At 73.1% G+C, this 24,627-nt stretch carries 23 protein-coding genes; 14 read left to right on the top strand and 9 right to left on the bottom strand.

Features of this window, described 5'->3' with window-relative positions; translation table 11 throughout:
• Nucleotides 1–84: 84 nt before the first annotated feature.
• The 4 genes from OIE67_RS17700 (at nt 85) to OIE67_RS17685 (ending at nt 3,244) form a co-directional block, all read left to right on the top strand.
• Nucleotides 85–1,518: an MFS transporter gene (locus OIE67_RS17700; protein WP_326641646.1), complete on the top strand. Its 1,434-nt coding sequence runs from the start codon at nt 85–87 to the stop codon at nt 1,516–1,518.
• Between the two features lie 178 nt (nt 1,519–1,696).
• Nucleotides 1,697–2,083 carry a hypothetical protein gene (locus OIE67_RS17695; RefSeq protein WP_326641644.1) on the top strand — a complete coding sequence of 129 codons (387 nt, stop codon included), beginning with the start codon at nt 1,697–1,699 and terminating at the stop codon, nt 2,081–2,083.
• 30 nt (nt 2,084–2,113) lie between these two features.
• A complete protein-coding gene (locus tag OIE67_RS17690; protein ID WP_326641642.1) occupies nt 2,114–2,500 on the top strand; it encodes a hypothetical protein in 387 nt (128 codons plus the stop codon).
• A gap of 102 nt (nt 2,501–2,602) precedes the next feature.
• Entirely contained in the window at nt 2,603–3,244 is a 642-nt protein-coding gene (locus OIE67_RS17685) for a response regulator transcription factor (RefSeq protein ID WP_326641640.1), read from the top strand.
• A 12-nt stretch (nt 3,245–3,256) separates the two neighbouring features.
• On the opposite strand, the gene OIE67_RS17680 is transcribed toward OIE67_RS17685, so the two are convergent.
• Entirely contained in the window at nt 3,257–4,900 is a 1,644-nt protein-coding gene (locus OIE67_RS17680; protein ID WP_326641638.1) for a heparinase II/III family protein, read from the bottom strand.
• Nucleotides 4,901–4,988: 88 nt separating this feature from the next.
• Between OIE67_RS17680 and OIE67_RS17675 the strand changes: the two genes are divergently transcribed.
• The 4 genes from OIE67_RS17675 to OIE67_RS17660 are packed head-to-tail and all read left to right on the top strand — an operon-like array spanning nt 4,989 to nt 9,267.
• Nucleotides 4,989–5,960: an HAD family hydrolase gene (locus OIE67_RS17675; RefSeq protein WP_106246843.1), complete on the top strand. Its 972-nt coding sequence runs from the start codon at nt 4,989–4,991 to the stop codon at nt 5,958–5,960.
• A gap of 53 nt (nt 5,961–6,013) precedes the next feature.
• Nucleotides 6,014–6,958 (top strand): cucumopine synthase-related protein, encoded by a 945-nt coding sequence (locus tag OIE67_RS17670; protein WP_106246841.1) that lies wholly within the window; start codon nt 6,014–6,016, stop codon nt 6,956–6,958.
• Nucleotides 6,955–8,046: an NAD(P)/FAD-dependent oxidoreductase gene (locus OIE67_RS17665; protein WP_326641635.1), complete on the top strand. Its 1,092-nt coding sequence runs from the start codon at nt 6,955–6,957 to the stop codon at nt 8,044–8,046. Before OIE67_RS17670 ends, OIE67_RS17665 begins: the two co-directional genes overlap by 4 nt.
• Before the next feature lie 6 nt (nt 8,047–8,052).
• Entirely contained in the window at nt 8,053–9,267 is a 1,215-nt protein-coding gene (locus OIE67_RS17660; RefSeq protein WP_326641633.1) for a cytochrome P450 family protein, read from the top strand.
• A gap of 91 nt (nt 9,268–9,358) precedes the next feature.
• Here OIE67_RS17660 and OIE67_RS17655 read toward each other — a convergent pair whose 3' ends face one another.
• Both OIE67_RS17655 and OIE67_RS17650 read right to left on the bottom strand, forming a co-directional pair.
• Nucleotides 9,359–10,258 (bottom strand): ABC transporter ATP-binding protein, encoded by a 900-nt coding sequence (locus OIE67_RS17655; protein ID WP_326641631.1) that lies wholly within the window; start codon nt 10,256–10,258, stop codon nt 9,359–9,361.
• On the bottom strand, nt 10,255–10,872 hold the full coding sequence (locus OIE67_RS17650; protein ID WP_326641629.1) for a TetR/AcrR family transcriptional regulator: 618 nt from the start codon (nt 10,870–10,872) through the stop codon (nt 10,255–10,257). The genes OIE67_RS17655 and OIE67_RS17650 overlap by 4 nt, the downstream gene beginning before the upstream one ends.
• A gap of 183 nt (nt 10,873–11,055) precedes the next feature.
• On the opposite strand from OIE67_RS17650, the gene manA reads away from it, so the two are divergent.
• Nucleotides 11,056–12,207 (top strand): mannose-6-phosphate isomerase, class I, encoded by a 1,152-nt coding sequence (manA, locus tag OIE67_RS17645; RefSeq protein ID WP_456094167.1) that lies wholly within the window; start codon nt 11,056–11,058, stop codon nt 12,205–12,207.
• Nucleotides 12,208–12,212: 5 nt separating this feature from the next.
• On the opposite strand, the gene OIE67_RS17640 is transcribed toward manA, so the two are convergent.
• On the bottom strand, nt 12,213–13,781 hold the full coding sequence (locus tag OIE67_RS17640) for a bifunctional NAD(P)/FAD-dependent oxidoreductase/class I SAM-dependent methyltransferase (RefSeq protein WP_326641625.1): 1,569 nt from the start codon (nt 13,779–13,781) through the stop codon (nt 12,213–12,215).
• 108 nt (nt 13,782–13,889) lie between these two features.
• On the opposite strand from OIE67_RS17640, the gene OIE67_RS17635 reads away from it, so the two are divergent.
• On the top strand, nt 13,890–14,468 hold the full coding sequence (locus OIE67_RS17635; protein ID WP_326641623.1) for a helix-turn-helix domain-containing protein: 579 nt from the start codon (nt 13,890–13,892) through the stop codon (nt 14,466–14,468).
• Between the two features lie 109 nt (nt 14,469–14,577).
• Here the strand turns inward: OIE67_RS17635 and OIE67_RS17630 are convergent, their stop codons facing one another.
• The 3 genes from OIE67_RS17630 to OIE67_RS17620 all read right to left on the bottom strand — a co-directional run bounded on the left by OIE67_RS17630 (nt 14,578) and on the right by OIE67_RS17620 (nt 18,655).
• Nucleotides 14,578–15,501, bottom strand: coding sequence for a sigma-70 family RNA polymerase sigma factor (locus tag OIE67_RS17630; RefSeq protein ID WP_326641621.1), 924 nt, complete (start codon nt 15,499–15,501; stop codon nt 14,578–14,580).
• Nucleotides 15,502–15,607: 106 nt separating this feature from the next.
• Nucleotides 15,608–17,029 carry an amino acid permease gene (locus OIE67_RS17625; protein ID WP_326641619.1) on the bottom strand — a complete coding sequence of 474 codons (1,422 nt, stop codon included), beginning with the start codon at nt 17,027–17,029 and terminating at the stop codon, nt 15,608–15,610.
• Nucleotides 17,030–17,086: 57 nt separating this feature from the next.
• The gene (locus OIE67_RS17620; RefSeq protein ID WP_326641617.1) at nt 17,087–18,655 is read right to left on the bottom strand and encodes a long-chain-fatty-acid--CoA ligase; all 1,569 of its coding nucleotides are present in this window, start codon (nt 18,653–18,655) and stop codon (nt 17,087–17,089) included.
• 149 nt (nt 18,656–18,804) lie between these two features.
• On the opposite strand from OIE67_RS17620, the gene OIE67_RS17615 reads away from it, so the two are divergent.
• Nucleotides 18,805–19,788, top strand: a complete 984-nt coding sequence (locus OIE67_RS17615; protein WP_326641615.1) for a BtrH N-terminal domain-containing protein — start codon at nt 18,805–18,807, stop codon at nt 19,786–19,788.
• Nucleotides 19,789–19,875: 87 nt separating this feature from the next.
• A complete protein-coding gene (locus tag OIE67_RS17610) occupies nt 19,876–20,727 on the top strand; it encodes a helix-turn-helix transcriptional regulator (RefSeq protein ID WP_326641613.1) in 852 nt (283 codons plus the stop codon).
• Here OIE67_RS17610 and OIE67_RS17605 read toward each other — a convergent pair.
• Both OIE67_RS17605 and OIE67_RS17600 read right to left on the bottom strand, forming a co-directional pair.
• Nucleotides 20,677–21,882 (bottom strand): low temperature requirement protein A, encoded by a 1,206-nt coding sequence (locus OIE67_RS17605; RefSeq protein ID WP_326641611.1) that lies wholly within the window; start codon nt 21,880–21,882, stop codon nt 20,677–20,679. The two genes, OIE67_RS17610 and OIE67_RS17605, sit on opposite strands and share 51 nt — an antisense overlap.
• A 134-nt stretch (nt 21,883–22,016) precedes the next feature.
• Nucleotides 22,017–22,319, bottom strand: a complete 303-nt coding sequence (locus OIE67_RS17600; protein ID WP_326641609.1) for a hypothetical protein — start codon at nt 22,317–22,319, stop codon at nt 22,017–22,019.
• Between the two features lie 207 nt (nt 22,320–22,526).
• On the opposite strand from OIE67_RS17600, the gene OIE67_RS17595 reads away from it, so the two are divergent.
• The gene (locus OIE67_RS17595) at nt 22,527–23,909 is read left to right on the top strand and encodes an SPFH domain-containing protein (protein ID WP_326641607.1); all 1,383 of its coding nucleotides are present in this window, start codon (nt 22,527–22,529) and stop codon (nt 23,907–23,909) included.
• Nucleotides 23,910–24,029: 120 nt separating this feature from the next.
• Nucleotides 24,030–24,572 (top strand): MOSC domain-containing protein, encoded by a 543-nt coding sequence (locus OIE67_RS17590; RefSeq protein WP_326641605.1) that lies wholly within the window; start codon nt 24,030–24,032, stop codon nt 24,570–24,572.
• Nucleotides 24,573–24,627: the final 55 nt, after the last annotated feature.

Genomic DNA, 24,627 nt, shown 5'->3' with positions numbered 1-24,627 from the left:
GGGTACGAGTCTCCCGATGTGTGCATGAAACACTCGATGTGTAGAGTGCACACCGCTTGCGTCGATCACAGAAGGGGGAATCGCGTGGCCGAGCCCGGTTCCGGGGGCCGCCCCCAAGGCATCGTCACCGTGATGGCGGTGGCCGGCATCGTCGCCTCTCTCACCCAGACCCTGGTCGTGCCCCTGATCGGCGAGCTGCCGGTGCTCCTCGGCACCTCGGCGTCGAACGCCTCCTGGGTGGTCACGGCCACACTGCTGGCCGGAGCGGTCACGACGCCGGTGATGGGGCGGCTGGGCGACCTGTACGGCAAGCGCCGCATGATGCTCGTCTGCACGGTCCCGCTCGTCCTCGGCTGCGTCGTCTGCGCGCTGGCCGGCTCCCTCACCCCGATGATCATCGGCCGTGGCCTGCAGGGCATGGGCATGGGGATGATCCCGCTGGGCATCAGCGCCCTGCGCGACGTGCTGCCGCCCGACCGGCTCGGCCCGGCCATCGCGCTCATGAGCTCGTCCATGGGCATCGGCGGCGCGCTCGGGCTGCCGGTGGCCGCCGCGGTCGCCGAGTACGCCAGCTGGCGGGCGCTGTTCTGGGCCACGGCCGTGCTGAGCCTCGCGGTCGGCGTCCTCATCCGGCTGCTGGTGCCGCCCACGCCCACCGGAGCACGCGGCCGCATCGACCTGGTGGGCGCGCTGGGACTCGGCGCGGGCCTGATCTGCCTGCTCCTCGGCGTCTCCAAGGGCGCCGACTGGGGCTGGGGCAGCGGCACCACCCTCGGTCTGCTGGCCGCGGCGGCGATCGTCCTGCCGGTGTGGGGCTGGTGGGAGCTGCGCGTCCGCGACCCCCTGGTCGACCTGCGGGTCACCGCCCGGCCCCAGGTCCTGCTGACCAACGTGGCCTCGATCGTGGTCGGCTTCTCGATGTACGCCCAGTCGCTCATCGTGATCCAGATCCTGCAGCTGCCCGAGGCCACCGGCTACGGCCTGGGCCAGTCGATGCTGGCCTCCGGTCTGTGGATGGCGCCGTCGGGGCTGATGATGATGATCGTCTCGCCGGTCGGCGCCCGGCTGTCGGCCGCCCGCGGCCCCAAGGTGACGCTGATCGTCGGCAGCCTCGTCATGGCCCTCGGGTACGGCTCCTCCATGCTCCTGCTCGGCAGCCCGTGGGGCCTGCTGATCGTCACCTGCCTGTGCGCCGTCGGCATCGGGTTCGCCTACGGCTCGATGCCCGCCCTCATCATGGGCGCGGTGCCCCGCTCGGAGACCGGCGCGGCCAACAGCTTCAACACCCTCATGCGCTCCATCGGCACCACCGTGTCGGCGGCGGTGGTCGGGCTGGTCCTGTCGCAGCTGACCATCGACTTCGCCGGCCGGGCGCTGCCGTCGGAGGCGGGGTTCCGTACCGGCATGCTGATCGGGTGCGGGGCCGCGCTCGCGGCCGCGGCGATCACCCTGGCGCTGCCGGGGCGGCGCGATCTCGACCCGGCGGCCGTGCCCGTCTCCGCCGTCGGACAGCACTGACCCCTCAAAAGCTCGCGCGCGGGCACCATCATGCCGCCTTGACCAGCGCGGACGTCGGCCCGACGCGGTCAAGATTCCTTGAACGTCATGACGCGGGGTGGTTCGTGGCGCCGCCGCCTCCCCTGGCTTAGCGTGCCGCTGCAGATCTCTTCTGCGGGTGTACCAAAGGGGGTAATCCATGCTGCGTCATTCCCTGGCCGGCGGTCTCGTCCTGGCCGCCGCGAGCTGTTTCCTGGCCGCCGGATCCGTCGCGCACGCCGACATCTACGCGCCGTACGCGAGGGCCGGCGCGATCGTCGACGCCGACGGGGGACTGAACAACTACAAGAACGTCATCTCCTCCGAGCGGGTCGCCACCGGCCGCTACTGCGTGGAGGTCTCCCACAAGGTGGACGTCACGGGCGCGCTGATCCAGATCACCCCGCGTGACGCGCGGCGGCTGCCGCACATCGCCTACCGGAACCCGTCCCCGACGTGCGAGGGGCACAACACGCTCGCCGTCCACGTCTACGACACCAGCACGGGGCACCTGGCCGACGGCGGCTTCGACGTCACCATCTCCTGACCGGGACCCGGGACAGAAAGGCACACAGACATGAACACCATCAAACGCCTGGCCGCGGCGGCGCTCACCACCGCCGCGGTCCTGGCCCCGGTCGCTCCCGCGCTGGCCGACACGCCGTACGCCCAGGCGTCGATCGTGATCGGCCGGGACGGCTCGCCGGTCGGTGACAGCAAGAACGTCGTGCACGCCTGGCAGGTGCGCGAGGGGCTCTACTGCGTCATCCTCGGCCACGAGGTCGACCTGGAGGGCCCGGTGGCGGTGCACGCCACGCCGGTGGGCCTGTGGGGCGACCCGCGCTGGCTGAGCGTGACCGTGAAGTCCCCGTGGTGCCACGCGGGCCTGCACGGCGTCTCCGTCCGCAGTCTCGACACCGAGGGTCATCCGAGCGACGCCTCGTTCGTCCTGACCGTCTCCTGACGGACCTTTCCGGGGGCCCGCCACCATCGTGGCGGGCCCTCGCCGGTTTTCCGGGACTTTCGTCCCTACGATCGCGGCCGCGCCCGCTGTAGCGTCGGAAGCATGATTCGGGTGTTCCTGCTGGACGATCACGAGGTCGTCCGGCGCGGGGTGGCGGCGTTGCTGGAGTCCGAGGACGACATCGAGGTGATCGGCGAGGCCGGCACGGCCGAGTCCGCCATCGCCCGCATCCCGGCGCTCGTGCCGGACGTGGCGGTCCTGGACGTACGGCTGCCCGACGGCAACGGCGTGGACGTGTGCCGCGAGGTGCGCTCCCGGGTGCCCGGGCTCGTGTGCCTGATGCTGACCTCCTTCGCCGACGACGACGCCCTGTTCGACGCCGTGATGGCCGGGGCCGCCGGCTACGTGCTCAAGCAGATCCACGGCTCCGACCTCGTCGGCGCGGTCCGCACGGTCGCCTCCGGTCAGTCGCTGCTCGACCCCCAGACCACCGCCGCCATGCTGCACCGCCTGCGCGACCAGGCCGCCAGGAAGGACCCCCTCGCCTCCCTGACCGAGCAGGAACGCCACATCCTCGACCTCATCGGTGAGGGGCTGACCAACCGGCAGATCGGCGAGCGCATGTTCCTGGCCGAGAAGACGGTCAAGAACTACGTCTCCAACCTGCTGGCCAAGCTCAGCATGCAGCGCCGCACCCAGGCCGCCGCGCTCTCCGCCCGGCTGCGCGCGGGACGCGGCGACTGAAGGCCACCCCGCTCACTCCACGGTGAAGACGAAGCGGTGCGCGCCGGAGGGGACGCGGGCGGTCAGGCGCACGCGGTGGATCGTCTCGCTCTCGCCGCGATGGCCGCGTACGTCCCGTTCCTCGGCCTGGGCCCGCCATCCGGGCGGGACCGCGAGCGCGAGCGGCCCCCAGGTCACCCGCCCCGGCTCCACGGACGGGCGGACGCGGGAGACGAACAGCTCCTCCACCAGCGCCTCCCCGCTGCCGAGCGTGAAGTCGTCCTCCAGCTCCAGCCGGCCGGCCCGCCAGCGGAACGTGCGGACGAGCCGGTCGAGCGCGGGGGCGTCGTAGGCGGCGGTGAGGTCGAGCGCGAACGTCAGCGCGCCGTCGCCGGCGGCGTGCGCGACGACCTCGGCCCGGCGGTCTTCCCCCGGCTGCTGGCCGGCGCCGTCGATCAGCGGGACGGAGTGCCATTCCGCCGAGGCGTGGGGCACCTGGTAGCGGCCCTCGCGGAAGTAGTCGCGGGTGTACTCCGGCGCGCCGAGGTCGTCCAGCAGCGTCCGCCCGTGCCCGCGCAGCACGAAGTGGCCGAGGTCGAGGTGGTTGTGCGGCTCGTCGTTGTGCCCGCCCTTGGCGGCGAAGGCGGTGCCGCCCGACCTGGCCACCACGATCGCGGCGTCCGGCAGGTACGAGTACGGCTCAGGACCTGTCTCGGGGACGTCCTGCGACCACCACAGCGTGCGGCTCAGGTGGGCCCACCGGTAGCAGGGGTCGTCGTGGAAGGACGGCTCACCGGTGCGGACCGGCAGCGGCACGCCGAGACGGCCGGACAGGCGGCAGAGCAGCCCCAAGGGGTAGCCGCCCTCGCCGTGCGCGTCGGCGAAGGCGGGCCTGGCGCCGTCGCCGAGGTCGATCCTGGCCGGGTAGGCGGCCATCTCCCGTACGTGCGGATCGTCCAGCGGATCCTCGCCCGTGTGCTCGCGCAGCGCCTCGGCGAAGTAGGTGAAGTAGCCGAACCCGTAGGTCCAGTAGTCCGGCCCCTCCAGGCAGGCCCCGTCCCGGCCCGCGCCCGACAGGAACGCCTCCATGGCCCCGCGCAGCCGGGGCAGCAGCGCGGGCAGGTGCGGAGAGCCGAGGGCGAGCGCGGCCATCCCGGCGGCGCCGGCGCACACGGCCGGCCAGTTGTGCCGCGCGCTCTCCCACCACATCGGGGCCGGATCGGCGTACAGGGGACGCAGCACCCTGCGGTCCACCTCCTCCCGGACGCGGGCCAGGACGCGCGGGTCGGCCAGGCCGTCGAGCAGGACGGCGGCCTCGGCCAGGGTGTGACCGGTCTCTGCGGCGAACAGGTCCACGAACGCCTCCCCCGGGCGGTCCTGGGACTCGTGGGCCGGCAGGACCCAGGTGCGCTCGTCGCACACCGACCACAGCAGATCGTCCAGGGCCGGATCGGGCCGGCCGTCGAGGTGCGCGGCCAGGACGAGGGCGGCCAGGCGCCGTCGGCGTTCGAAGTAGGCGCGCTCGTAGGCCAGCCGGTCGCCGGTGTCGGCGAAGCGGCGCCAGAGGGTGAAGGTGAGCTCGGGGGCCGGGGTGGCGCGGGCCCGGTCGGCCTCCGCGCGGATCTCACGGACCAGCCGCCCGAGGCCGGCCTGCTGAGGGATGGGGGTGGCGATCATGCGTCCTTCCGGTTCCTGGCCTCACGGCGCGGTCGTACCAGGAGAAATTGTCTCGCGACCGGCCGCGGCCCCGGATAGATTCGCTGGTGTGCACGAACCCCTCGAGATCGCGTGTGACGAGTCCGGCGCGGAGGGCGAGAAGCTCATCGGCGGCAACACCGACACGTTCGCGCACGCCAGCGTGCTGATGGACGCCGAGACGGCGGCGGCGTGCGTCGCGGAGCTGCGCGTGCGAGCGCCGACCCCCGCCACCCAGTACTCCGCGGGCCACGTGCTGCGCGACAAGCACCGGGCGGGGCTGCTGTGGCTGCTCAGCCCGAGCGGGCCGGTGCTCGGCAACGTGCGCGTGTTCCTCACCGACAAGACCTTCTACCTGGTGGGCAAGGTCGCCGGGCTGCTCCAGGACGACCACGCGCCGCGCCTCGGCCTCGACCCGGCGGCCGCGGCCACGGCCGTGACCCTCTACCGGGAGGGCCCGCGGGCGTTCGGCGCCGAGCGGTGGGCGGCCTTCCTCGACTCCTTCAACTACCTGCTGCGGGCCAAGAACGGCCAGGGGGTCGTCACGTCGGTCGAGGAGACGTTCGGGCTGGTGGACGAGCTGCGCGGGGCCGGCGGCGCGGCGGAGGCGATCATGGAGTCGCTGTGGCGGTCGCGGGACCGGGTCGAGGCGTTCAGGGAACGGCTGCTCGACGACCCCTACGTGTTCCCCGCGCTCGACCCGCTCATCCCGGCGATCGTCCGCGCGGTGACGTACTGGGGCGCGGATGGCCGCCCCGTCATGGTCGTGCACGACCAGCAGACCACGCTGACCGACGAGCGCGTCGCGCAGATGCGCGAGATCGCCGGCGGCCGGATGGCCGGGCTGCACCTGGTCGACTCGGAGCTGGACCAGCGGGTGCAGGTCGCCGACGTGATGGCGGGCGTGGTCCGCAAGGTCGCCACCGACGAGCTGCACGGCCGCGGCGATCCCGTGCTGACCGAGCTGATCCGCCCGTACGTGGATCCGGAGTCGATCTGGGGCGCTCCCGGCGTGGCCCCCGACCAGGTCATGTCCCGGTAAACAGGGCCACCCCACCTCTATCGTCACGATACGTGTCGTTAGAGTGACTTATTGTGAACAACTCTAAGCAAGTAGAGATATCGTGGCCGAGCCTCGGCATCACCGTGGCCGCCGAACTCGACCAGCGCAACCCCGCCCTGGCCCAGTGCCTGTGGGATGCGCTGCCCTACCGCAGTCTGCAAGGACACGCCCTGGTCGCCGGGTACCACCTGTACCACCTGGCCCCGGTGCACTCGCTGCTGCACACCGACGCCGAATACCGGGTGGACCGGCGTACGGTGCCCGACGGCACGCTGTTCTGCTCGCGGCTGCAGCACCTCGGCATCAAGTACGGCGAGCTGACCGAGCCCATGAACGCCACCCCGGTCGGCCTGGTCGCCGAGGACGACCTCGACGCCCTCGCCGAGGCCGGCCGCGAGGTGTGGCGCTCGGTCTACACCACCAAGGAGCCGGTCATCGCCGAGGTCCGCCGGGCCGGCCAGAGCGGCGGCCACGAGCTGCCCCGCCTGCCCATCGGCGACCCCGAGCTCAACCGGCTCGTCACCGAGGTGCACGCCGAGACCCAGCGCATCTGGCTGGAGCCGCCGCAGGAGCTGCTCGACCTGCACGAGGGCCGCATCCCCTCGGGCGCGGGCAGCTACGAGACGGTGCTGACCACGCTGCTGTTCGTCAACGGCGAGACCCGGCCGCTCGGCTACAGCTGCTACGGCGGGCTCGTCCGCGCCGCCCTGGACGGCATGCCGATGCCGTGGCTGCGCCAGATGACCCGGCAGCTGGCCCACACCCCGGCCGAGTTCCTCGGCTACTGCGGGCTGGACCGGCTGTGGGACTTCACCCAGCGGCTGCTGGCGGGGCTGGAGCGGCTGGACAGCCACGAGGACTTCGTCGCGGTGATGGCCCACATGGCCCTCTACTGCAACTGCCTGGGCGGGTGGAACCTGCACCTGTTCCCGTGGCAGGCCGGTGAGAACCTGCGCAGACTGCAGGCTCCCGCATGAGCCGCGACTCGCGCGTGGTGGTGATCGGCGGCGGCGTGATCGGGCTGTCGATCGCCTTCCACCTGGCCGAGGCCGGGGTCGACGTGACGCTGCTGGAGCGGGGCACGCTCGGCTCCGGCGCGTCCCGGGCCACCGCCGACGTGGTGCGCTCCTACTTCGCCGGCAACCCGGTCAGCTCGGCGCTGGCCGTGCGCAGCCTCGACGCCTACCGGGCCTTTCCCAGCAGGCCGGGCACCGAGCTGCCGCTGCGGCGGGTCGGCTACCTGGTGCTGTTCTCCGAGCCCGAGCAGGTCGCCGCGTTCGAGGCCGACCTGCCCGCCCAGCGGGCGGCCGGGGTCGACGTCGGCCTGATCGGCGTCGAGGAGGCCAGGGAACGCAATCCGCTCATCGGCGACGTGCCGCTCGTCGCGGCGGCGTACTCGCCCGACGCCTACATCTCCGACGCCACGGCCATCGTCACGGCCTACGCCCGCGCCGCGGAGCAGGCCGGGGCGGCGCTGCGCACCGGCTGCGCGGTCACCGCCATCGACGCCGAGGCCGGCCGCATCCAGACCGCCGACGGGGAGATCTCCGCCGACGCCATCGTGTGCGCGGCCGGCGCCTGGTCGGCCTCGCTGGTCCGGTGCGCCGGCGTGGACATGCCGCTCACCGACCCGATCGAGCAGGAGCTGCTCACCACCGACCCGCTCCCGCCCGCCACGCCGGACATCCCCGTCACCCTGCACGCCGCCACCGGCCTGCTGGTGCGGCTGCGCGGCGACCGGCTGCTCATCGGCATGGGCTATCCGGGCGCCGACCGCGAGTCGTGGCGGCGCGAGGTGGCGGAACGGCTGGCGGAGACGTACCCGAGCCTGGCCGGGCTCGCCCTGCACACCGCCGTCACGGGGCTGCGCGACGCCAGCCCGGACAAGACCGCCTTCATCGGGCACCGGCCGGGCCCGCCGGCCTTCCTGTACGCGACCGGCTTCTCCGGCCACGGCCTGTGCAACGCGCCGGCCGCCGGCGAGCTCGTCCGCGACCTCTACCTCGACCAGGACCCCGGCATGGACGTGGCCGCGCTGGCGGTCAGCGCGCGAAGGACGGGATGACCTCAGATGACCGACGACAGCCCCTTCATCCTCGACCCGGCCACCGCCGACCTGCACGGAGACAACGAGCGGCTGCGTGAGGCGGGCCCGCTCGTCCCCGTGACCGCGGAGGGCGTGCGGGCCTGGGCCGCCACCGACTACGCCACGCTGATGACCGTGCTGACCCATCCGGACATGTCCAGGGAGCTGCACCACTGGGCGGACCGGCACACGCTGCCGCCGGGCACGGCCATCGACCGCATCGTCACCGACACGTCCATGCTCAACGCCGAGGGCGAGCGCCACCGCCGGCTGCGCATGCCGCTGACCGCCGCCTTCTCGCAGCGGCGGCTGAACGGGTTGCGCCCGCGCATCGAGGAGCTCACCGCAAGGCTGATCGACCGGCTGGCCGGTCTGCCCGCGGACGCGCCGGTGGACCTGCGGCTGGAGTTCGCCTATCCGCTGCCGCGCGAGGTCATCTCCGAGCTGATCGGCATCCCGGCCGCCCACCAGGACGATCTGCACCGGCTCAGCGACGCCATCGCCCAGGTCGGCGGCCTGGAGGACTCGCCCGCCCTGCGCAGGGAGCTGCGCGAGCTGCTCGACGAGATCATCGAGGAGCGCCGCGGCACGCCCGGCGAGGACCTCATCACCGACCTGTTCGAGCTGCACGAGAAGGACGGCGGGCGGCTGTCGGAGGACGAGCTGTTCGCCACGATCGAGCTGCTGTTCATCGCCGGTCACGTGACGACCGTCAACCTGATCACCAACGCCATCCGCGTCCTGCTCAGCGAGCCGGACCAGCTGGAGCTGCTGCGTTCGGGGCGCTGCCCCTACAGCGCGGCCGTGGAGGAGACACTGCGGTGGGACTCCCCCATCGCCTACTTCCCCATGCGGTACGCCGTGCGCGACGTCGAGATCGACGGCGTCCGGCTGCGCGGCGGCGAGCCGGTGCTGGCCTGCTTCGCCTCCGCCGGGCGCGATCCCGGCCAGTACGAGCAGGCGGACGTCTTCGACATCACCCGGCCGCAGGTCACGCACCTGGCCTTCGGGCACGGGCCGCACTTCTGCCTCGGCGCGCCGCTGGCCAGGCTGGAGGGCGAGATCGCGCTCAGGGCGTTGTTCGGGGCGTTCCCGGCGATGAAGCCGGTCGCGTTGCCGGACGAGCTGCCGCCGCTGGACACGCTGCTGGGCAACAGCACCCGCACGATGCCGGTCATCCTGGGCCCGCGCGCCCGCTGACCGGGCCGCACGGGGCCGCACGGGGCCGCACGGGGCCGCCTTCCTCGCGCGCGCGGCGCGTCTCGCGCGCGCTCGCGCGGGGCGGCGGTCCTCAACCCGTGCGGGCGGTCCTGTCGTAGTGGCGCAGGAACAGCTCCTCCAGTGTGGGAGGCCGGCTGACCAGGCCGCGGACGCCCGCCCGGGTCAGCCGGCGCAGCGCCGGGTCCAGCGCCGCGGCCTCCACGGTGAACCGCACCCGCCCGCCCGAAGTACTCAGGTCATGGACGCCCGGCAGCTCGGCCAGCCCGTCGGGCGGGCCGGCCAGCTCCGCCTCGATCGAGGTGCGGGCCAGCCGGCGCAGCCCGTCCAGGGTGCCCGTCTCGACCGTCCGGCCGTCGCGCACGATCGTCACCCGGTCGCACAGCGCCTCGACCTCCGCCAGGATGTGGCTGGACAGCAGCACCGTACGGTCGCCGCGCCGCCGCTCCTCCCTGACGCAGTCGCGGAACACCTCCTCCATCAGCGGGTCGAGACCGGAGGTGGGCTCGTCCAGGATGAGCAGCTCGGCGCCGGAGGCCAGCGCCGCGACCAGCGCCACCTTCTGCCGGTTGCCCTTGGAGTAGGCGCGGCCCTTCTTGCGCGGGTCCAGGTCGAACCGTTCCAGCAGTTCCGCCCTGCGCCGCCGGTCGAGGCCGCCGCGCAGCCGGCCGAGCAGGTCGATGGCCTCCCCGCCGGACAGGCCCGGCCACAGCGTCACGTCGCCCGGCACGTACGCCAGCCGCCGGTGCAGCCCGGCCGCCTCCGTCCACGGGTCGCCGCCCAGCAGCCGGGCGTTACCGCCGTCGGCGCGGAGCAGCCCGAGCAGGATGCGGATCGTGGTGCTCTTGCCCGCGCCGTTGGGCCCGAGGAAGCCGTGCACCTCCCCCGCGCGTACGGCGAGGTCCAGCCCGTCGAGGGCGGTGGTCGTGCCGAAGGCCTTGCGCAGGCCGGAGACGGCGATGGCGTCGGTCATGACGGAGCTCCTTCGAGCGCGGCCCTGGCGCGCGCCGCCTCCTCGGGGGTGAGCAGGGGGTGGGAGTGGATGTCGAGCAGCGCCCGCAGCAGCTTGTCCTGGCCTTCCGCGCTGTCGATCGCGGCTCCCATGCCCCGCTCGACCAGCTGCGACAGCACGGTGGGGGCCAGCGCCATCGCGGCCAGCACCGCCGCGCGGGTGCGCGGGTCGACGTCGGGGGGCTCGGGCCGGTCCTGGTCGGCCTCGGCCAGCCACCGCTCCCCGACGCGCACCATCTCGTCGAAGAACGGGGTCGCCCAGCCCTCCGACAGCGCCCGCGCCAGGTAGCGCCGGTAGGGGCCCATGACCGCGACCGGATTGAACCCGGCCGGCGGCCGCTGCCCGGCCTGCTCGTGCAGGCGGTGCATGGTCTTCGTCAGGTGCTCGTCGCACGCCTCGCGCAGCGCCTGCTTCGAGCCGTAGTGGTGGCGTACCAGGCCCGGTGACACGCCGGCGGTCTCGGCGATGCCGCGGATGGTGGCCCGCTCGTAGCCGTGCTCGCCGATGTGGCGCAACGCCGCGTCCCTGATCCGGGCACGCGCCGTGAGGTCCGCTGGGTCCGGTGCGGTCGTCACTCCGCGCCTCCTGTCCGTTCGTACAGCATGCTGTTCGTCCGGAAAGCAGACTATACCGGCGTATAGTCGGTGTCGAACGGGCGCCCCCGGCCGCGCGTACGCGGCGCTACCGTTCTACGCTCCAGTACGACGATTGGAGCCGACGCCGTGCCACAGCCCGACCTGCCACCGGCCAGCGCGCCCATGCGCCTGGCCACCACCGTCCGCCCCTACGACTGGGGCTCGGTCACCGCCCTGCCGCGCCTGTTCGGCACGGAGCCGACCGGGAAACCGCAGGCCGAACTCTGGATGGGCGCCCATCCAGGCGCCCCCTCGACCGTCGGGGACGTCCCGCTGGGCGACCTCATCGCCCGCGACCCCGCCGCCACGCTCGGCGAGCGCACCGCCGCCCGGTTCGGGGCCGAGCTGCCCTACCTGCTCAAGGTCCTGGCCATCGAACGCCCGCTCTCCCTCCAGGTCCATCCCACGAGCGAGCAGGCCGCGGCCGGTTTCGCCGACGAGAACGCGCGCGGGATCGCGCTCGGCGACTTCGCCCGTACGTACAAGGACGCCTCCCACAAGCCCGAGATGGTCTGCGCCCTCACCCCCTTCCACGGCCTGTGCGGCTTCCGCGCGCCCGCCTCCGCCGCCGGCCTGCTCGACCGGCTCGGCGTGCCCGGCCTGCGGCCCTGGATCGACACGCTCATCGGCGGCGAGCCCGCGCGGGCGGTGCGCACCGTGTTCGCCGAGATGCTCGGCGACGCCGCGCGCCCCCTGCGCGACCTGATCGAACGGGCGCTGCTCGACTCGGACGAGCCCGAACTGGCCGCCTACGGCGACATCGCCCGGGCCTACCCCGGCGACCCGGGCATCACCGCAGTCCTCCTGCTCAACCACGTCGAACTGCTTCCCGGCCAGGCCCTCTACCTCGGCGCCGGGGTGCCGCACGCCTACCTCGGCGGCATCGGCGTCGAGATCATGGCCAACTCCGACAACGTCCTGCGCTGCGGCCTGACCTCCAAGCACGTGGACGTGCCCGAGCTGATGCGCGTCGTCGACTTCGGCCCGTCCGAGCCGTTCCTGGTCGAGCCCGAGCGCGACCCCGCCGGCGCGTACGACTACCGTCCTCCGGCCCCCGAGTTCGCCCTGACCCGCTACGAACTGGCCGGCGAGAGCACCCACGAGCTGGCCGGGGGCGTGCCGCGGATCGTGCTCTGCGTGGAGGGCGAGGCCCGGCTCGGCGACGACCTGACGCTGCGGCCGGGCGAGTCCGCCTTCGTGGCCGCCGCCGCTTCGACGCGGCTCTCCGGCAAGGGCACCGCCTACGGCGCCCGGCCCGGCGCCTTTACAGTGTAGATCCGTTAGCGCAGGCGTCGGAGCAGGAGCAGGTTGTCCGTACGGGTGGTCGGCCGCCCTTCCGGATCGTTCTGGAGGCGTTCCTGCTCCTCGCTGCGCAGCACCTCCCACTCGCCCTCGGCCGGCTCCAGCGAGTCGAACACCTCCTGCGGCGTCGGGAAGTGCACGCCGGGGATCGGGTCGGGGTGCCAGGACGGCCAGCCCGCGTGCCCGGCGACCAGCAGCACCCCTCCGGGCGCGACCGCCGCGGCGGCCCTGCGCAGGATCTTCTCGCGCGGCATCTCCACCGTGGAGTGCAGGAAGCAGGCCGAGACGAGGTCGAAGACGCCCTCGGGGAAGGAGACGGCGAGGTCGTGCCGCCGCCAGTCGATCCGGTCCGCCACGCCCGCCCGTTCGGCCTGCTCGGCGGCGCGGCGCAGGGCGACGCCCGAGACGTCGGCGGCGGTGACCCGCCAGCCGCGGCGGGCGAGCCAGATCGCGTCCCCGCCCTCGCCGCTGCCCAGGTCGAGCGCCCGGCCCGGCGGCAGGTCGGAGACCTCGCGGACGAGCACCGCGTTGGGCTCGCCGCTCCAGATCTGGCCGCTCTCGGTGTAACGGGCGTCCCAGTGCCGCTCCAGCTCCTCGGTACGGCGGGCGGCGACCGCCTCGCGGGTCTCCTGCGCGACGAGGTCGGCGTTGATGGCCGCCCCGGCACGCACACCCGCGGCGGCGGCGGCGACCACCTGGTCGATCACGCTGGTCACGTTGCCCGCCACCCACACGCCGGGCACCGCAGTCTCCCCCATGGGCCCCGAGGGCACGTACACGCCGAGGACGTGCCCGCCCATCTCCTGCTCGGCCGTCTCCAGCCCGAGCCCCTCCAGCAGCTCGGTCCGGCCGGTCATGCGCGAGGCGACGGCCAGGGCCTGGCAGGGCACCTCGCCGCCGGCCGCCAGCCGTACGCCGCTCAGCCGGCCGCCGCTCACCGCGAGCCCCGCCACCTCGCCCTCGACCACCGTGATCCCCCTGGCGGCGAGCTGCTCGCGCGCCTCCTCCCCCGGCTCGGGGCCGGTGTGCAGGTAGAGGGTCACGTCCTGGCTCAGCTGCCGCCACAGCAGGGCCTGGTGCGTGGCGAGCGGCCCGGTGTTCAGGACGCCGATGATCTGGTCGCGCACCTCCCAGCCGTGGCAGTACGGGCAGTGCAGCACGTCCTTGCCCCACCGCTCGGCCAGGCCGGCCACCTGCGGCAGCTCGTCCACCAGGCCGGTGGTCACCAGCAGCCGGCCCGCCTCGACGGCGGAGCCGTCGTCGAGGACGACGCGGAAACGCCCGTCGCCGGTCCGCTCCGCCTTCTCGACCGTGCCCGTCACCACCTCGCCGCCGTACCCGGCGACCTCTTCGCGTCCGGTGGCGAGCAGGTCACGCGGCGGCACGCCCTCGTGCCCCAGGAACGTGTGCACGCCCGCGGCCGGGGCGTTGCGCGGGCTGCCCGCGTCGATCACCAGCACCCTGCGTCGCGCCCGCCCCAGCGTGAGCGCCCCGCTCAGCCCGGCGGCCCCGCCGCCGATCACCACCACGTCGTATGTCGCGTCCATCACCCGATTCCTCTCGAACGTCTGCTGTGCCTGTCTGCGCTCCGGCCACTTTCCGTCCGTGAGGGCCCGCTTGACAAACTTCATTGCCGAAATGGCAATCTGGAGCGCATGGAACTCGACGACGTGCTGCGGGCGGTCGGCCCCCGGCTGAAGGCGCTGCGGCAGAAGCGGGACACGACGCTGGCGCAGGTCTCCAAGAGCACCGGCATCTCGGTCAGCACCCTGTCGCGGCTGGAGTCGGGCGGCCGCAAACCCACCCTGGAGCTGCTGCTCCTGCTGGCCAGGGCCTACCACGTCCAGCTCGACGAACTGATCGACGCCCCGGTCACCGGCGACCCGCGCGTGCACATGACGCCGATCGACCGCCACGGGATGACGTACATCCCGCTGAGCCGGCGGCCGGGCGGGATGCAGGCGTACAAGCAGATCTATCCCCCGCGCTGGCCCGGCTACGAGCCCGAGCAGCAGGTCCACGAGGGTTATGAGTGGCTCTACGTGCTGTCGGGGCGGCTGCGGTTGTTGCTCGGGCAGCATGACGTCACGCTGGCGGCGGGCGAGGTGGCGGAGTTCGACACGCGGACGCCGCACGCGTTCGTCAACCCGGACGACGAGCCCAGCGAGGTCCTGGCCCTGTTCGGCCCTCAGGGCGAACGCATGCACGTCCGCGCCCGCCCCACCGCCAAGTAAGCCCGCCACCCGGTCCGCCACACGACCCACGGCCGATCGATCCGCCACCAGTCAACCCAGCACCAGTCACCCCAGCAACGGTCAGCCGACTGTCACGATCAGTCCGTCATCACCTCGTCACGGTCAGGTCGAGGGTGGCCAGGCGGTCCGGGTCGGCCAGGATGTCGATCCCGACGATGCGCCCGTTCTCGATCGTGAAGCTCATCACCGCGGACGGCCGGCCGTCGATGGTGTTGACCAGCCCCGCCTGGCCGTTGACCAGTGCCGGGTGCGCCGACGACGGCGAATGGCGGCGGAACGTGACCGCCTGCCCGGCCACCTGCTCCGCGCCGCGCAGCTCCGCGTAGCCGCCTCGGGCCAGCGCGCCCACCTTGGCCCGCGGACCCGCGGCCTCGGCCAGCGCGCCCGCGTCGACCCGCAGCACCACGTCCGGGTCGAGCACGGCGACCAGCGCGGTCAGATCACCCCGGTGCGCGGCGGCCACGAACGCCTCGACGACCTCCCGCTGCCGGCCCATGTCGGGGTCGGGCACGGGAGCCGACCCGCGCACGCGCCGCCGGGCCCGGCTGGCCAGCTGCCTGGCCGCGGCGGGCGAGCGCCCCACGAGCGGCGCGATCTCCTCGAACGGCACCGCGAACATGTCGTGCAGCACGAACGCCAGCCGCTCGGCCGGGCTGAGCGACTCCAGCACCACCAGCAACGCCAGCCCGACGGAGTCGGCGACCAGGGCCGCCTGCTCGGGATCGAGGCCGTCGGGCGGGCTCACCACCGGATCGGGCAGCCGCGACTCAAGCGACTCCTCACGACGCGACGTGCGGGTGCGCAGCATGTCGAGGCACACCCGCCCGACGACCGTGGTGAGCCACCCGCCCAGGTTCTCCACATCTCCCGCACCGGCCCGGCTGAGCCGCAACCACGCCTCCTGCACGGCGTCGTCGGCCTCACTGAGCGACCCCAGCATGCGGTACGCCACCGCCTTCAGGTGTCCCCGGTGCTCCTCGAACCGGCCGGCCAGGAAATCGTTGTCGTTCATGGCGCCCTACCTCGTCATCGCGATCCTTCACCGCTTTGACGTTCCCGACCGCCCCGATGTGACGAGCCCGCAGCAGCGGCCACCGGCGGAAGAGGAGGATGGGTGCTCAGGGGGTGGGACCGCTGGAATCGGGTGGGGTGGCGTTCAGTGCCGAGTGGCGGCGGCTGTAGGTGAAGTAGATGATCAGGCCGATGACGAACCAGACGCCGAAGCGGAGCCACGTCGCCGGGGCGAGGAAGGTGATGAGCCAGATCGAGAAGACGACCCCGACCGCCGGCACCACCGGCATCCACGGTGTGCGGAAGGAGCGGGGCAGGTCGGGCTGGCGGTAGCGGAGGACGATGACGGCCACGCACACGACCACGAACGCCAGCAGGATGCCGATGTTCGTCAGTTCGGCCGCCTCGCGGATCGGCAGGAAGCCGGCGATCACCGCGGAGGCGGCCCCGACGATCCAGGTGACCCGGGTCGGCACCCGCCGTACCGGATGCAGCTTGGCGAACCAGGCGGGCAGCAGCCCGTCCCTGCTCATCGAGAACCAGACGCGGGTGACGCCGAGCATGAACGTGAACATGACGGTGAGGATGCCGACGATGGCCCCGACCGCGATCAGGGTGGCCAGGCCGGAGAGCCCGACCGAGGCGAAGGCCGTGGAGAAGCCGCTCTCCGGGTCGATCTCCCGGTAGTTCTGCATGCCGGTCAGGACGAGGGTGGCCAGCACGTACAGGATCATGGCGATGATGAGCGAGTAGATGATGGCCCTCGGCATGTGGCGGGTGGCGTCGCGTGACTCCTCCGCGGCGGTGCTCATCGCGTCGTAGCCGAAGACGGCGAAGAAGACGGTGGCGGCGCCGGTGATGGCCCCGCCGATCCCGAACGGGAAGAACGGCGAGTAGTTGGCGGTGTTGATGTGGAAGAAGCCGACGACGATGACCAGCAGCACGACGGCGACCTTGATCCCGACCACGACGGTCTCGAACCGGGCGGCGGCGCGGATGCCGAGGTTCAGCAGGAAGGCGATGAGCAGGCAGAGCACCACCGCGAACAGGTCGACCACGTGCCCCTCGCCGGTGCCGGGCGCGCCGAGCATCCACGCGGGCAGGCCGAGGCCGAGTTGCTGGAGCAGGAAGCCGAAGTAGCCGGAGATGCCGATGCCGACGACCGCGACGATCGCGGTGTACTCCAGCAGCAGGTCCCAGCCGATGAACCAGCCGACGATCTCGCCGAGGACGGCGTAGCCGTAGGTGTAGGCGGAGCCGGCCTTCGGGATGAGCCCGGCGAACTCGGCGTAGGAGAGCGCGGCGGCGGCGCTGGCGATGCCCGCGATGAGGAACGACACCAGCACGGCGGGCCCGGCGGTCTCATTGGCGACGGCGCCGGCCAGGGCGAAGATGCCCGCGCCGATGATGCCGCCGACCCCGATGGCGGTGAGCTGCCACAGGCCGAGCGACCTTTCCAGCTCGCCCTCGTGTTCGGTGGCGATGCGGTCGACCGGTTTGCGCCGGAACACGCTGCGCGAAGTGACCATGACGCCCCCACTGCCGATCGTCTCCCCGTGGATGCGATCTTCCCCGCTGGGCGTTCCTTAACCTATGTCCGCAGGTGAGGCGGCCTGCCGGCGGAGCACGTTCTTCTGGATCTTGCCGGTGGAGGTCTTCGGCAGCTCGCCGAAGCGGACCGCCTTGGGGGCTTTGAAGCGGGCCAGGCGGGTGCGTACGTGTTCGATGAGCTCGGCCTCGGTGACCTGAGCGCCGGGTGCGAGGGTGACGAAGGCGACGGGCACCTCGCCCCAGTGTTCGTCCGGCCGCGCGACGACCGCGGCCTCCGCCACGCCGGGATGGCTGAGCAGCGCGTTCTCTACCTCGACGGAGGCGATGTTCTCGCCGCCCGAGATGATCACGTCCTTGGCGCGGTCGACGAGGCGCACGTAGCCGTCGGGGTGGACCACCCCCAGGTCTCCGGTACGGAACCAGCCGTCGGGCGCGGCCCGCTCCGTGGCCTCCGGGTCACGGTGGTAGCCCACCATGACGTCGTTGCCGCGGACCGCGATCTCGCCGACCGTGGTGGCGTCGGCCGGCACGTCGCAGCCGTCCTCGCCGACGACCCGCACGCGCTGGGCGATCACGTTGCCCACGCCCTGGCGGGCGGTCAGCGCGGCCGACTCCTCGGCGTCCAGGCCGCTCCACTCGGGCTGGGGCTGGCAGATGACGGCGGGGCCGTAGGTCTCGGTCAGGCCGTACAGGTGGATGACGTCGATCCCGGCGCGCAGGGCGCGGCGCAGCAGCGCGGGGCTCGGGGGCGCGCCGCCGACGCAGGCCAGCAGGCGGGGGTCGAGCTCGGCCGCGGGCGCGTCGTCGTGCGCGAGCAGCGAGGTGAGCACGGTCGGGGCGCCGCACAGGTGGGTGACGCGGTGGGCGCGGATCAGCCGCCACGCCTCGCCCGGCTCGACCTTGGGCAGGCAGATGTGGCGGGCGCCGGCCAGCGTCACCGCCCATGGGAAGCACCAGCCGTGGCAGTGGAACATGGGCAGAGTCCACAGGTAGCCGCTGCCGGCGTCGAGCCTGGTGTGCAGGGCCATGGCCAGGGACTGGAGGTAGGCGCCCCGGTGGTGGTAGACGACTCCCTTCGGGCGTCCGGTGGTGCCGCTGGTGTAGTTGATCGACAGGGGCGACAGTTCGTCCTCGATGGGGACGAGGAGGGGGTCGGCCGCTTCGACGCGCTGCTCGTACTCGGCGGACGGCACCAGCAGCACCGCCGTTCCGCGGGCCGCCGCGCGGGCGAGAGCCGCGGACGCGTCGTCGTGCAGCAGCACGGACACCTCGGCGTGGCCGAGGATGTAGGCCAGTTCGGCGGCGGACAGGCGGATGTTCATCGGCACCATGACGGCGCCCGCGGCGGGGACGCCGAAGGTGGCCTCCAGCAGCTGGTGGCCGTTGGCGGCCAGCACCGCGACCCGGTCCCCCGGCCGTACTCCGGCCGCCGCCAGGGCGCCGGCCAGCCGCTGCGTCCGGTCCCACAGCCGGGCGTACGTGAGCGTCAGCTCGCCGTCCACGACCGCCGTCCTGGGGCCGAACACGGCGGCCGATCGCTGGAGGAAGCTCGTGGGGGTCAGGGGTTCGTACGAGAGCGCCGGCCTGGGTCGTTCGTTCCTCATGTGTGCTTGCTCACCTTCATCACCTCCATGCCATGGTGATCCCTTACCGGGGATCGAGCCAGGGGCGGGGCCCGGCTGGACTCTCCCCCCGGGGGAGACGGCATGCTCGGTCCCGTGCCCTTCGACCCGACGCACCACTGGAGCAGGACATGACGATCGTGCCGGACATCGAGGCCCGGGGCGGGCACCACTGCGAGACGACGGCGCTGGGCGTGCTGCTGCGGCACGAGGGGCTCGACCTGTCCGAGCCGATGCTGTTCGGGCTCGGCTCCGGGCTGTCGTTCGTCTACTGGGACAGCAGGAACCAGCCGTTCCCGTTCCTCGGGGGCCGGGTCAAGCCGTACGCGCTGACCGTGAACCTGGCCGCCCGGCTGGGGCTGACGTTGCGCACCGAGGAGACGACGTCGGCGGGCAGGGCGTGGCGGAACGTGGCCGGGCCGATCGACGCGGGCCGGCCGGTCGGCCTGCAGCTCGACTGCTACCACCTGGAGTACTTCGGGACGAGGACGCACTTCGGCGGTCATGTCGTGGCGATCTACGGCTACGACGAGCACGAGGCGCACCTGGTGGACACCGAGCAGCAGGGCGGCGCAGTGCGGACGAGCCTGGCCTCCCTGGCTCTGGCGCGGGCGGAGCGGGGGCCGATGACCGCGCGGAACCGGTCGTTCACCATCGCCGTCCCCGGCGACGCGCGCCGCTGGCAGGAGCGGCTCGTGCCCGCGATCAGGGCCTGCGCGGAGGCGTTCCTGGCCCCGCCCATCGCGAACCTGGGCCATCGCGGCATCGAGAAGGCGGCCGGGCTGGTGCCCGGCTGGCTCGCCCGCGCGGAGCGGCCAGGGCGGGACCTGGCGCTGGCCGCCGACCTGATGGAACGGGCCGGTACCGGCGGCGGCCTGTTCCGTGCCCTGTACCGGGACTTCCTCGGCGAGTGCGCCGGCCTGACCGACGCCGCCGCCCTGCGTACCGGCCATCGGCTGTACGGCGAGGCAGCCGTCCTGTGGGCGGAGGTGGCCGCCCTGGTCGCGAAGGCCGGCGAGAGCGGCGACGCGGCGCCCCTCCAGCAGGCCGGCGCCGTCCTGCACGACCTGGCCCGCCTCGAACGGGAGGCCATGCGGGCCCTCAGCGGCCTGTGACCCGCGCCGGTGGCCACGACGCGAGGGGGTTAGCCAGGCACCGGTGGTACCTGGCTGACGCCGGCGGCGGCCGGGCAGACTGGGAGCATGGACAGAAGAGAGCTGGCCGCCTTCCTGCGCAGCAGGCGCGAGCGGATCGCGCCGGCCGACGTGGGGCTGCCCGCCGGGCCGCGCCGCCGTACGCCGGGGCTGCGGCGCGAGGAGGCGGCGAACCTGGCCTTCATCTCGACCGAGTACTACACCCGGCTTGAGCAGGCCCGCGCCCCGCGCCCGTCGCGCGAGGTGCTGGCGGGGCTGGCCCGCGCCCTGCGCCTGTCGGACGCCGAGCGCGCCCATCTGCACCATCTCGCCGGCGCGCCGCCCGGACCCGCGCCCGGCCCGTCGCGCGAGGTGCGGCAGAGCATCCTCGACCTGCTGGAGCGGCTGCCGCAGGCGGCCGCGATCGTGATGTCGGCGGCGTTCGAGGTGCTCGCCTGGAACGATCTGGCGGCGGCGCTGATGGAGGACTTCTCCGCGGTGCCGCGGCGCGACCGCAACCTGGTGCGCCGGGCCTTCCTCGGCCCGCGTCCGGACGGGCGACGGCTGTACGGGGTCTCCGACGTGGCCGAGTTCGCCCGGTCCGCGGCCCGCGACCTGCGCGCCACCACCGCCCGCTACCCCGACGATCCCGAGCTGGCCGGGCTGGTGGCTGAGCTCCTGGCCGGCAGCGAGGAGTTCGCCCGGCTGTGGGCCTCGCACGACGTGGCCGCCGAGCCCGTCCTGTGCAAGACCTTCCAGCATCCGCTGGTCGGCCCGATCACCGTCAACTGCGACGTGCTGGGGATCTCCGGCCAGGACCAGCGGGTCGTGATCTACACCGCCGTTCCCGGCTCGCCGTCCGAGCAGGCGCTAAGGCTGCTGTCCGTGGTCGGCACCCAGCGCATGGACGTGGCCCGCTGAGCGCCGCCCGCGCGCGATCGTGACGGCGACCAGCAGGACGCAGACGGCCGCGACGGCCGCGACCGCGGCGGTCACGCCGATCCCGGTCGCGGCCAGGGGCAGCAGCAGGACCGCCGCGACGCCGGCCGCGACCACGGGCGGGCGCACGGCGGCCCGCGCCGTGAGCAGCGCGTGCAGCGCCGCGATCAGGACGAGGAACACGGCGACGGGTACGGCGACCGCGTAGCCGACCGCCACGGGCGAGACCTCCAGCCGGTGCCCGCCCTGCTCCACCGCGACCTCCAGCCCGGCGCCGAGCGCCGCGAGCGCGGCGAAGATCCCGTAATGGCCGTAGCCCCACAGGAACGAACGGTGGCGGCGCTCGGTCAGCCCTTCACCGGCCTCGACGAGGAAGTACAGCCACCACAGGGCGAACAGCAGCACCAGCCCGGAGCCGGCCACCACCACCAGGGCGCCGCCGCCCCGGCCCGCTTCGAGCGCTCCCTGCACGCCGCTGCTCGCGGCCAGGACGCTCTCGCCGAGCAGGATGATGGTGAACAGGCCGTAGCGTTCGGCGATGTGGTGCGGGTGCCAGGTGGTCGGGTTCACCCGTTCGGCCCAGCGCGGCACCGCGAGCTCCAGGACGGCGAGGCAGAGGAAGAACGGCAGCCGGAGCGAGGGCGGCAGCACGCCCGCCTCGTCCAGGACGAGCCGGAGCACCCAGCCGACCTGGAGCAGCCCGACACCGGCCGCGTAACGCAGCGCCGTACGACGCCGCTCCCGGTCCTCGAGCCCGGCCCGCACCCACTGGGCGACGAGGCCGAGCCGCATGATGAAGTAGCCCAGCGTGACGATCGCGTAGTCGTCGTGGCCGGCCGCGGCGGGCACCCCGGCGGCCAGCACCAGCACGCCGGCCATCTGCACCATGGTCAGCAGCCGGTAGGCGACGTCGTCGGTGTCGTAGCACGAGGCGAACCAGGTGAAGTTCATCCACGCCCACCAGATCGCGAAGAACACCTGGAGGAACGGGATCAGCCCGGCGAGGCCGTGACCGCCGGCGATGTGGTGCGCGAGCTCGGCGGTGGCGGCCGCCACGGCGACCACGAAGGTGAGGTCGAACAGCAGCTCCAGCTGGCTGGAGACGCGGTGCGGCTCGTCGATGGGACGGGCGCTCATCCGGATCCGGATCCGGGACGGGGGGCTGGCGGGTGGCAAGGGTCTGGCTCCTGTCGCTACGTGACGTCCGTACCGACAAGGACAGGACAGCCCGCCGCCCTGTGACGGCGGGCTCCGACCCGACGGTGTCGCGGTCAGCGACCGTGCCGGTGGGCGCGCAGCTCGCGGCGCGCGGCGCGGCGGTCGCGGCGGCGGTCCTCACGCCGGATGAAGGACCACTCCCCGGCCCCGCCCGCGCCGCCGAGGTCGAACAGGTAGAAGGAGGTGGCCTGCCAGTGGCAGCCGCTGAGACGGCGGTTCAGGGACGCGCTCGCGGCGGTGATCTCCGCGGTCAGCGTGCACGGCCCGAAGCGGTGGTCGTGCACGGGCGCGCACGTCACCATGGGCGCGTCGGCCAGCCGCACCCACCACGGCCGGGTCTTGTCGGTCTTGCTCATACGGTCACCTTTCGGCTCCGTGACACCCCGGGATGGGGCTGTCATGGGACCGGATGCACCGTGATCACCTCCTGACCTACGCACGAGACACGGGCGGCGCCGCGCTCCCACATTACCCAGTCGTGATCGCGGTGACGCATGACGGTTGCGGCGCCTCGCCGGCGTAGGCGAGACTCGTCCGCAGTCGCGAGGCAGGCGGAGGGGTCGATGAGCACCGCTGGCAAGGGCAACGCCTATCTGGACCAGGTCGTGGCGCAGCAGGCGGTGCTGGAGGACGACCTCAGGGCCCGCCGCGCCCCCGCCGAGCAGCCGCCCATGGCCGCCGGCCCACTGGCCAAGCGGGAGCGCGCGCTCGGCGGCGGGCAGCCGGACCGCTCCGGGCCGGGCCCGGTGGACGTGCGGATCACTGGCTTCTGGCGGTGGAAGAACGTGCTGGTGCCGCCCAACGCGTACGTGGTCCACACCAGGCGCGGGCGGGACCGGCCGCTGCACATCGGTCTCGGCGTCTCCTTCCGCTTCAACCCGGCGATCGACTCGTTCCTGGTGGTGCCGGGCGCCACCCAGACCATCCTGATCAACGCGTACTGCGTCTGCCGCGAGCTGCAGGGCGTCCTCGTGCAGGGGTACGTGCAGTGGGGCATCCAGGCCTTCCCCATCGCCTACCGCAAGCTGGACTTCGGCGACCCCGAGGATCCGATGCGGCTGGTCAACCTGCAGCTGCGCGAGCAGGCGGAGGCGGCCATCAAGGACAAGGTGGCCACCATGGGCGTGCGGGACGTGCTCAGCGACAAGCAGCCCATCATCGAGGAGCTGACCGCCCGGCTGCGCGCGGTGGCCGAGGGCGAGGACAACAGCGACCAGGGGCTCGGCCTGCGCATCGTGACCGTGCAGATCAAGGAGGCGGTGGTCAGCTCGGCGCAGCTGTGGGAGAACCTGCAGAAGCCGTACCGGGCCGAGCAGGGGCAGGTCGCCCGGCTGGCCGAGCTGCGCTCCGAGGAGGCGATCGCCGAGCGGGAGATGGCGGCGGCCCGGCTGAAGGAGACGCTGCGCCTGGAGCACGAGCGGGAGCTGGCCGAGCTGCGGGCCGCCAACGAGGCGGCGCTGTTCGACACCGAGGTCGCCGAGCGGCTGCGGCGGACCCGGCGCGAGCACGACGACTCCAGGGCGGTCGCGGAGCTGGAGGCGGAGACGATCAGGCACGGGCTGCGGATGGAGCGTGAGCGGCACGCGGAGGAGGCCGAGACCGGCAGGCTCAGGATCGAGCGGGAGCAGGAGCTCAGGCGGCTGGAGCTCGACGGCGAGCTGCGGCTGACGCAGTCCAGGGCGCTGGCCGACCACGAGCGGGCGCTGCTGGAGGTGGAGCGGGCGCGGTTGCGGGCCGACATCGACAACGCGCAGACGCCGGCCAGCCTGCAGGCCAGGCTGATCGAGTCGCTGCCCGAGATCATGGCGAAGCTGCCGAAGCCGGAGGAACTGCGCATGGTGTCGTTCAACGGCGGCGACCGGACGACGGTGTCGGGGCTGCTGACGGAGCTCGCCATGGTGGTCGGGGTGCTGCGGTCGGCGATCGACGGTGACGACCGCCCCTGAACGGCCCCCTCGACGCGTGCGGGCGGCCCCTCGACGCGTGCGGGCCGGCGCCGGGCGGAGATCTCCGGCCGATAGGATGCGCCCCTAAGGGTCGACACCACGCAAAGGGGCCGAAACAGGATGGGCGGCGCTGTCACGGCGGTCAGCAGCAACGGCGAGCACTCCTTCTCCAAGCCGACCCGCGAGAGCATCACACTGCTCGCGGGCCTCGGGGTCGAGGGGGACGCGCACATGGGCGTCACGGTCAAGCACCGCTCCCGGGTCGCGCAGGACCCCACGCAGCCGAACCTGCGTCAGGTGCACCTCATCCACGAGGAGCTCTTCGCCGAGGTGCGCGCGGCCGGGTTCGCGGTCGCGCCGGGCGAACTGGGCGAGAACATCACCACCCAGGGCATCGACCTGCTCGGCCTGCCGGTGGGCACGCTGCTGCTCATCGGCGGCGAGGCCGTGGTGGAGGTGACCGGCCTGCGCAACCCGTGCCTGCAGATCGACGCGTTCAGCAAGGGCCTGCTCAAGGAGGTCGTCGGCCGTGACGAGGCCGGGAACCTGGTGCGCCGCGCGGGCGTCATGAGCGTGGTCAAGGCGGGCGGCGTCGTCCGTCCCGGCGACACGATCGAGGTACGGCTTCCGGACGGCCCGCACCGTCCCCTCGACCGGGTCTGACCCGAAGACCTGGGAACGCCCTCCGGGCCTTCCTGCGACGCCCGCTAGCCCCTCG

It is taken from the genome of Nonomuraea fuscirosea, assembly GCF_035917475.1.
Classification (GTDB): domain Bacteria; phylum Actinomycetota; class Actinomycetes; order Streptosporangiales; family Streptosporangiaceae; genus Nonomuraea; species Nonomuraea fuscirosea.
The sequence above is the reverse complement of the archived record's forward strand: the minus strand, read 5'-3'. Positions and strand labels throughout refer to the sequence as shown.